This window comes from Bacillus cereus group sp. MYBK245-2 (genome assembly GCF_051916145.1).
Lineage (GTDB): Bacteria > Bacillota > Bacilli > Bacillales > Bacillaceae_G > Bacillus_A > Bacillus_A pacificus.
This window is the reverse complement of the sequence record NZ_JBQAGB010000025.1, coordinates 45,520-52,202: the sequence shown is the minus strand read 5'-3', so window position 1 is coordinate 52,202 and position 6,683 is coordinate 45,520. Positions and strand designations below refer to the sequence as shown.

Sequence of the window (6,683 nt, the reverse complement as noted above, 5' to 3'; positions counted from 1 at the left end):
CCAGCTGCTCGTAACAGATCCTTATCTGCACTACCTCGACTTTTCAACTCTTGCCAAAAAGCTTTAAATAACATTCCTGTTCCATTAAGTACAAAATGAACTTTGTCTACAGCACCTGTTAATTTAGAAATTGTTTCATCAGATAGTCCGGCTGCTTTTAGTAATTCAACTCCAGCGTCCTTTTTACCTGAAAGCACCTTCCAAAAACCTTTTAATGCTTTTAAAACGTTATTTATAGCATTATGGAAAGGTTCTATATTTTTGTAAGCATAAGCGAACCCTACTGCTAACCCTGTTATCGCAGCAGCTAATGCCCAAGCAACGGGACTAGCCATCGCTAAAACCATGACTGCAGGTTTAATTATCATCCATAAAGCAGCAAAAGCAGCTCTATACCCTTTTAATAATCCCATTCCTGCCCCTAAGGGTAGCAATAGGAGTGTTAGGGCTGGAACAAGCATCATTGTTCCTTGAATAAACCTTGCTAAAGCTGGATGCGCCTCGTTAAATGCTATTACCATTTTTGCTAACGCATTAACGAAGTTATATATTGGTACCATAAGAGCAGCGAAAGCATCTCTCATAGGTTTTAATGCTTCTGTGATTGAATCCATCATATTTTTATACGCTTCTGCGTATTTAGGATTCATCTCCATATTAGCTTGATGCAATCGGTTGTAAAACATTACAGCCCCAATACCAACAACTAAAAAAGCTTGTCCCATACCCATGACAGACTGATTAATAATGCGAATCTGATCATTAAGTTGTTTCATATTCGCATTTGGTCCAAGAAATTCTAAAGCTAATTGAGCAGCACTACTTCTATTTGCTAATCGCTCCATAGCATTTGTTGCCATTAAAGCACCTCTGGAAACGTTATACAACGGATTGCCCATACGTTGTAAATTACCTTGTAGTTTGCTAGAAGTTGTAGACATATTGTTTAGCATACCTATTGTTTGTAATATACTAGCCTGCTTCATTCTATCTAATTTCATTATTTCATCGTTAGCAGCCTTCTCAGCCTTACCGATTTCGTTAACTTGAGCAATTAAGTCTTGTGCACTACCGGTGTATGTCGCCATTCCCATGGCAGCATCCAAGTAAGCGAGTTTCGTCCTTTTCAATTCTTCAATATGGGGTCTCATCGCTTCCCGTTGCTCATATTTCATCTGACGTAAGCGTCTGCTATATTCGCTGTTCGCATCCCCCATATTCTCAAGACTACGGTGATAATATCGGGAGGACCGAGCCGTAGCATTTACAAACTCGTTCATTTCACGTTGCATGGCAGCTAATTCTCTTCGAATTTGGTCAGTCTCTGCTCGAAACTGGACTACTAATTCTTCTTGTGTCGCCAAAATCTCACCTACCTTTCAATCAACCGAAGTTGAGATTTTGTAAGAATTGCATATCTGCCTCAGCTTGTTTTGCACGATTCTCAATAGATTTTTTCTTTTGTTCATCAGTAACCATTTTCGATCTATCAAATAAATCTTTTGGCTTCATGCTCTTTTTAGGATTACTGTGATAAACCGCACGCATCATGAGAGCAAATATACTATATGTTTGCAGTTCATCTAGATACTGTTCATTTCTCCCCGTCATCATATTTTGAAACTCACGAGGAGTTAGGTTCATTACCTCATTTGGTAACAAACCTAAATATCTAAATCCATCCTGCTGCACCTTGTCTATTTCTTCTCTAGAGAAGTCTGCGGTTCGTCGTCCGTTCCGTACATCTCCTCTGCAATCTCCTTGAATTCCGGATTCTTCGCTAATAATTGCTTCTTCATTCGTGCTTTGTACTGCTTCGTCTTCGCTTTGTAGAAAAAATTATCCGCTACCACTTCGTTAAGAACATCTTCAATGTATTGTTGTGAGATTTTTTCTTCTACAAACAGCTTTTCAATAGCAGCTGTCACTTTAGCTCTAGTGAACCCTTCTTCTGTGTGCATTAATCCGAAGTATACCGCGTCTTCGAATAGTTCTAAGTCACCTTGCAAACAAGCAGCGATAACTTGGTTCGCTCCACCCTCATATTTCTTGTTTAGCTCTGCAATAGATTTATAAGTAAGTTTTAACTCATATTCTTTTCCTTCGATTTCAAAACGCATATATATCAATCTCCTTTTAATTGGATGTTATTTTCAAATTTAAAAAGAGCGGTATAAAACCACTCTTATGCATTAGCCCCTGCAGGGATTTCAGTTAATATTTCTTCGCTTACAGTTCCAGAAAGCTTAGCCTCTAAAGAGTAAGTCGCAAATTCACCAGTAGATGCTGATTTTTCAAAAGAAGTCATCATGTAAGTTCCTTTTTCAGCTTTTAATGTACGTTTGTTAATTTCGTAGATTTCAATGTATTCCTTATTGCGTAGCTTTTTCTTTGCTGCATCAACAAATGGATCTCCTTCAGAAACAATTCCTTCAAAAGAACGGGTCTCTGTTACTTTTCCGTAATCAGAAATTGTTCTATCCTTTGACTCTGCTTCAATCTCATCCGCTTCAATAGAATGAGATGAATCAGTTTGGTCAAACGGACGAATCAGTTTAGTTTTTAATGGGTCGGTTGGGTCAGGGATTACTACCGCGTAAATAAACTCGTCACCGCGGTACATCTTATTTGAAGTAGTAGGCGTTTGCGTTTCAGCCATACGTTACACTCTCCTTTAATTGATATAACTTTGTTCGTATTCAAAAATCATTGTTAATTGAGCAGAACCTACCTCAACTGGGGCGGTAGTCACTCTTCTGAAATAGACGGTATCAGTCGATTCACTTCCATCCTCATTCCGAAGACTTAATGTGTAACCGCTGCGTCGAATTAAGTTCGCAATTCTGTCAGATAGCTCCATAGCTTCTTCTGTTGTTGCATAAAAAAACCTCACTGTCATTGTGTACAGTAAGGTGAATGTATCCTTTGTATTTTTCAAATCATTCGTTGATAAGTGCGGAAAGTATACTGAAGGTATCTTTATTTCTTCCGGAACCTGCTCATGATAAGCGAATGTACCTTGCGGCAGGTTATCGAAGACAAAAGCCTTCATAGATCCATGTATTTGTGCGTACATATCCTAACCTCCATGTACCCATTGTCGGAACTGGCGGTCAAATGCAGTCTGGAACATACGCTCATAGATAGCGATAGCATTATCCCAATAGGGACGACCTTCTATGAATTTAGCAGTTAACATCATTCCAGTAGGTGCATGCGGATCATACTCGAAATTATGACCATCCCATCTTCCTGGGACGAATCTCCTTACCTGCTGCCACCCATCATTTTGAAGTTTAGCGTATTCTACATTTGTACCAACTTCTAAAACTAAACCACCATCAGAGGAGCGCCATACGTTTCCATCTCCGCCTTTATCAAACGAATTGAGCAGCCTTCTCGTATCGACAACTGCTAGTGAAATGATTTGGTTCTGAACTTCCTCTAAAAATTGAAAACCGCTAGCTTCAAGCCATAAGGCAACGTTCTGATCTAACCCATTTGCCATACGATTCAACTTGGCGCTGAACTCACGGAATCCTCTAGTCGTTATTTGGCTAGCCATGGCTCACTCTTCCTTTCTGCAGTGGCCTTTATATGTGAAACCTCACCAGTAAGTGGATGTACTACCGGAAAGGGATTGCGTATATAGTAAACGACATTAGTATTCTTCTTAATTACCTTGTCATTGTGTCTTATATCTGTACCAGGCATAAACAATACACGTGTATGCTGTTCGTTTAATTGATTTGGTGCAGACTGTATTGCAGTAGGTCTAGCAATCGCTACATTCTCTGCAAAGTAGCAGCTTTGTTCTGCTATATCAGGAGTATCAGGGTATAAATAAACCTCTTCTCCTGGTTGCCCGTACTTTCCAGGCTTTGTTTCCTTCTGCAAATGGTAAATATCACATTCATGGACCATCATCGCTTTTAGAGACATTAAATCGTCCTCATTTTGAAAGTGACTTTATTTTTACCTTTATGATCCATAAACTTTTGCAAAAGGTATAATACAGACGGTTTTGTGATGCTGGAACTATCCTTTGTATAAGAATAGTCACCACTACCAATACTTTCGGACTTAATACCTTTCATCGCAGTTGTATCGGCATTTGTGTAAGCATAATACTGCGCTAACTTCTTACACGCTAACTTCACTTCTTCCGGAACCTCAGGATACTTCGTCTTATCACTAAAATCTATTTTAGAGAGATTATTAATCTCTGTTTCTGCCTCAAGTATGTCCTGCTCCAATAAAGGAACAGGACGATTTTTAACTTCAGGCAATACAGTGTAATCTATTAATTCTTGAGCAGTAATAAGTGGCATGCTTATCACTCATCTCCTTTAGATTTGCCGCCTTCTTTTCGAACTTCAAATTGTTCATTACCATTTAGATAATCATAGGTTTTCTTTGTAACCTTCTCTTCTTGGTTCAATACAAAAAGACGTTCATGGACGTCATATGTTTTACCAACAATTAATTTAGCGTAGTAGTTCAAAAGTCATCACTCCTTAACTTTGATAACTTTCGCTACTGCATCTTCCTCTTCGAATTTAGCATCCACTTTAGCAGTTAAAACAATGATGAACTTACGAGCACGGATATCTTTATCTACTTCAATTCGGATATTTCGGCTCATACCAACTACAATGTTTTTAGGATGAGTTAATAGAATGTCAGATACAGTATTTGTTTCATTAGTGTATGGTTGTAACATCGCAATACCATCTACAGGAACACCATACGCTGAAGATAAACCGCCTTGAAGTGAGAAGTCACCAAGGTTTGTTTGTCGTGCTGCAACTTGGTCTTTCCATTCAACTTCTAATCCATGTGAAGTATAGAACTTCCAATCTTTAGGATTGCGAAGGTATTTCGCAGGAACAGCTTTATAAGCTTTCTTAAATACATCTTTAGAGAATGCACCAGCTGCATGATCAATTACATGTGAAGTCGCTTGTTTACGTAAACCATCTAGTAATGTTAAATACGTATCAGCAGAAGATTTGTCGCCATTAATAATTAATTCTTCAATATCTAATGCCGCGCGCTCTGCGATCATCTGCATAATTGTATTTTGTAGATTATTACCTTCAATATTATTTTCTAATGTGTCATAAGTAATATGCACTTCAGCGATTACTTCTTTTGCGTTTAATGTGACTGTACTAGTTGTTGGAGCAGAACGATCAGAATCCTTTAATGGCGTTCCTTCTACACCTGGACGTAGAATACGAGAACCGAAACCGATTTTTTCAATTTTACGTGTATCTGAAGCCATTTGAACAAATCGAGAATCCTTTAGAATCGTAGGAGCACTTTGTACCATGCGTAAGAATGTATCGGCTTGCTCAGGGTTCATTAAACCACCACTAGCTAATGTGGCAAGAGTAACATCCGCTTTTTCAATAATTGTTTTGTTATTAAGTGTCATATATATTTTCCTCCTTCAGGTTTACAGTAAGCCATTCCATACAGATTTTTTAACTTCTGCTTTCTCAACAACATCAGTATCTTGCTGATTACTAATACCTTGAGATTTTTTTAACGCTTCAATTTCTTCACGTAATGAAGCAGTAGCAGCTTCCACAGCTTTTTCTACCTTGATATCCTCTTCCGTTTTTTCTTCATCAAGATTAAGGTGTTTCTTAACAGAAGCTAATTCTTCCTTGATTGGGCCAACAGCCTTTTCTACTGCTGAAGTTAATGTCTTTTCAAATTGTTCTTGATTAAACTCCATATTGTTTCCCTCACTTCCTGCGCCTTCCGATGACGGTGTGACGCGCGTTTTTAGATTTGTTAATGATTCAATAGCTGCATCTATATCGGCCATATTTGTATTACTAATTTTCTTTCCTGCTTTTTCTACTTCTTCAGCTAGAGAGATAACAGGTTTGTTTTCCCATGCCTTTACAACTGCTCCTGTACCCTTCAGCTCATTGATAATCTCAATAAACTCTTGCGCAGCTGCTTCAATACGATCTAAGTCGATAGTATCAGCAGTAGGTGCATTCCGAAGAGATTGATAGAAAGTATCTTCTAGAGCAGAGAAAGAGGCGTTGACGTCACGACGATGCTTATTCTGGTTAAATTTATCTCTAACCTCACCTTTCGCAACTTTTTCTCCACCAAAAAAGCCCTTCATCAATTGGAAGAAGGACTTCATTTGTTTCTCTTCAGTTTTAGTTACTTCTTCCTCAATTACTTCTGTTTCAGCAACTCCTGCAAGGGAATATCCTTGAAACTCACCTTTCTTAACAGCTTCCCATGTTTCCTCATCTGCTTTTGTAGTAAGGATCCATGTACCTTTCTTTACAGACTCACCGTTAAGTTCCATATCAGCAGGTGCAATATATGATTCAACAACTTCTCCAACTCCTGCTATAAAGTCATGATTCTTATCGATTTGGCGGTACTTGAGCATAAACTCATGCGCAGCCTTTTCGATAGTCTCAGAGTCTGTAAAATCGCCATGGGCATCAATTACATCCGGTTCATATACGATTCCATATACTAGACGTTTCTCTTCATCATTGGACTTAATAACCCTCACAGGCTTTTCAAAGTTTGGTTGTTCTTCTGATTTCGTTAAAAAGAACTTGCGTTGGTTTGCTCCATTCTCTACATAAGAGACGTGCGAGACCTTCAAGTTCTTCAGCTTACGTTTTTTCATTTAT

10 protein-coding genes and 1 pseudogene are annotated in these 6,683 nt (G+C 38.5%); all 11 read right to left on the bottom strand.

Translation table 11 applies throughout. The features are described from left to right. A pseudogene (locus ACTFRN_RS26745) lies at positions 1 to 1,364 on the bottom strand (tail length tape measure protein); the annotation flags it as partial. A gap of 19 nt (positions 1,365 to 1,383) precedes the next feature. After that, positions 1,384 to 1,644, bottom strand: coding sequence for a hypothetical protein (locus ACTFRN_RS26740; RefSeq protein WP_065383470.1), 261 nt, complete (start codon positions 1,642 to 1,644; stop codon positions 1,384 to 1,386). 53 nt (positions 1,645 to 1,697) lie between these two features. Continuing rightward, entirely contained in the window at positions 1,698 to 2,120 is a 423-nt protein-coding gene (locus ACTFRN_RS26735; RefSeq protein ID WP_065383440.1) for a tail assembly chaperone, read from the bottom strand. Positions 2,121 to 2,185: 65 nt separating this feature from the next. Beyond that, a complete protein-coding gene (locus ACTFRN_RS26730; RefSeq protein WP_065383439.1) occupies positions 2,186 to 2,659 on the bottom strand; it encodes a phage major tail protein, TP901-1 family in 474 nt (157 codons plus the stop codon). 15 nt (positions 2,660 to 2,674) lie between these two features. Further along, positions 2,675 to 3,076 carry a hypothetical protein gene (locus tag ACTFRN_RS26725; RefSeq protein ID WP_088106215.1) on the bottom strand — a complete coding sequence of 134 codons (402 nt, stop codon included), beginning with the start codon at positions 3,074 to 3,076 and terminating at the stop codon, positions 2,675 to 2,677. Between the two features lie 3 nt (positions 3,077 to 3,079). Then, complete coding sequence (locus ACTFRN_RS26720) at positions 3,080 to 3,565, bottom strand: HK97 gp10 family phage protein (protein WP_088106214.1); 486 nt, start codon at positions 3,563 to 3,565, stop codon at positions 3,080 to 3,082. Beyond that, positions 3,550 to 3,942 carry a DUF3599 family protein gene (locus tag ACTFRN_RS26715; protein WP_088106213.1) on the bottom strand — a complete coding sequence of 131 codons (393 nt, stop codon included), beginning with the start codon at positions 3,940 to 3,942 and terminating at the stop codon, positions 3,550 to 3,552. The genes ACTFRN_RS26720 and ACTFRN_RS26715 overlap by 16 nt, the downstream gene beginning before the upstream one ends. Next, positions 3,942 to 4,331 carry a protein YqbG gene (gene yqbG / locus ACTFRN_RS26710; protein WP_088106212.1) on the bottom strand — a complete coding sequence of 130 codons (390 nt, stop codon included), beginning with the start codon at positions 4,329 to 4,331 and terminating at the stop codon, positions 3,942 to 3,944. The genes ACTFRN_RS26715 and yqbG overlap by 1 nt, the downstream gene beginning before the upstream one ends. A gap of 5 nt (positions 4,332 to 4,336) precedes the next feature. Beyond that, positions 4,337 to 4,504, bottom strand: coding sequence for a YqbF domain-containing protein (locus ACTFRN_RS26705; RefSeq protein ID WP_088106211.1), 168 nt, complete (start codon positions 4,502 to 4,504; stop codon positions 4,337 to 4,339). A gap of 6 nt (positions 4,505 to 4,510) precedes the next feature. Next, on the bottom strand, positions 4,511 to 5,440 hold the full coding sequence (locus ACTFRN_RS26700; RefSeq protein WP_088106210.1) for a phage major capsid protein: 930 nt from the start codon (positions 5,438 to 5,440) through the stop codon (positions 4,511 to 4,513). A 21-nt stretch (positions 5,441 to 5,461) separates the two neighbouring features. Further along, positions 5,462 to 6,679: an XkdF-like putative serine protease domain-containing protein gene (locus ACTFRN_RS26695; protein ID WP_440038710.1), complete on the bottom strand. Its 1,218-nt coding sequence runs from the start codon at positions 6,677 to 6,679 to the stop codon at positions 5,462 to 5,464. Positions 6,680 to 6,683: the final 4 nt, after the last annotated feature.

Excerpts from the sequence above, each read along its gene's own strand:
- ACTFRN_RS26740 (WP_065383470.1), bottom strand. The coding sequence starts at position 1,644 with ATGAACCTAACTCCTCGTGAGTTTCAAAATATGATGACGGGGAGAAAT.
- ACTFRN_RS26735 (WP_065383440.1), bottom strand. The coding sequence starts at position 2,120 with ATGCGTTTTGAAATCGAAGGAAAAGAATATGAGTTAAAACTTACTTAT.
- ACTFRN_RS26730 (WP_065383439.1), bottom strand. The coding sequence starts at position 2,659 with ATGGCTGAAACGCAAACGCCTACTACTTCAAATAAGATGTACCGCGGT.
- ACTFRN_RS26725 (WP_088106215.1), bottom strand. The coding sequence starts at position 3,076 with ATGTACGCACAAATACATGGATCTATGAAGGCTTTTGTCTTCGATAAC.
- ACTFRN_RS26720 (WP_088106214.1), bottom strand. The coding sequence starts at position 3,565 with ATGGCTAGCCAAATAACGACTAGAGGATTCCGTGAGTTCAGCGCCAAG.
- ACTFRN_RS26715 (WP_088106213.1), bottom strand. The coding sequence starts at position 3,942 with ATGTCTCTAAAAGCGATGATGGTCCATGAATGTGATATTTACCATTTG.
- yqbG (WP_088106212.1), bottom strand. The coding sequence starts at position 4,331 with ATGCCACTTATTACTGCTCAAGAATTAATAGATTACACTGTATTGCCT.
- ACTFRN_RS26700 (WP_088106210.1), bottom strand. The coding sequence starts at position 5,440 with ATGACACTTAATAACAAAACAATTATTGAAAAAGCGGATGTTACTCTT.
- ACTFRN_RS26695 (WP_440038710.1), bottom strand. The coding sequence starts at position 6,679 with ATGAAAAAACGTAAGCTGAAGAACTTGAAGGTCTCGCACGTCTCTTAT.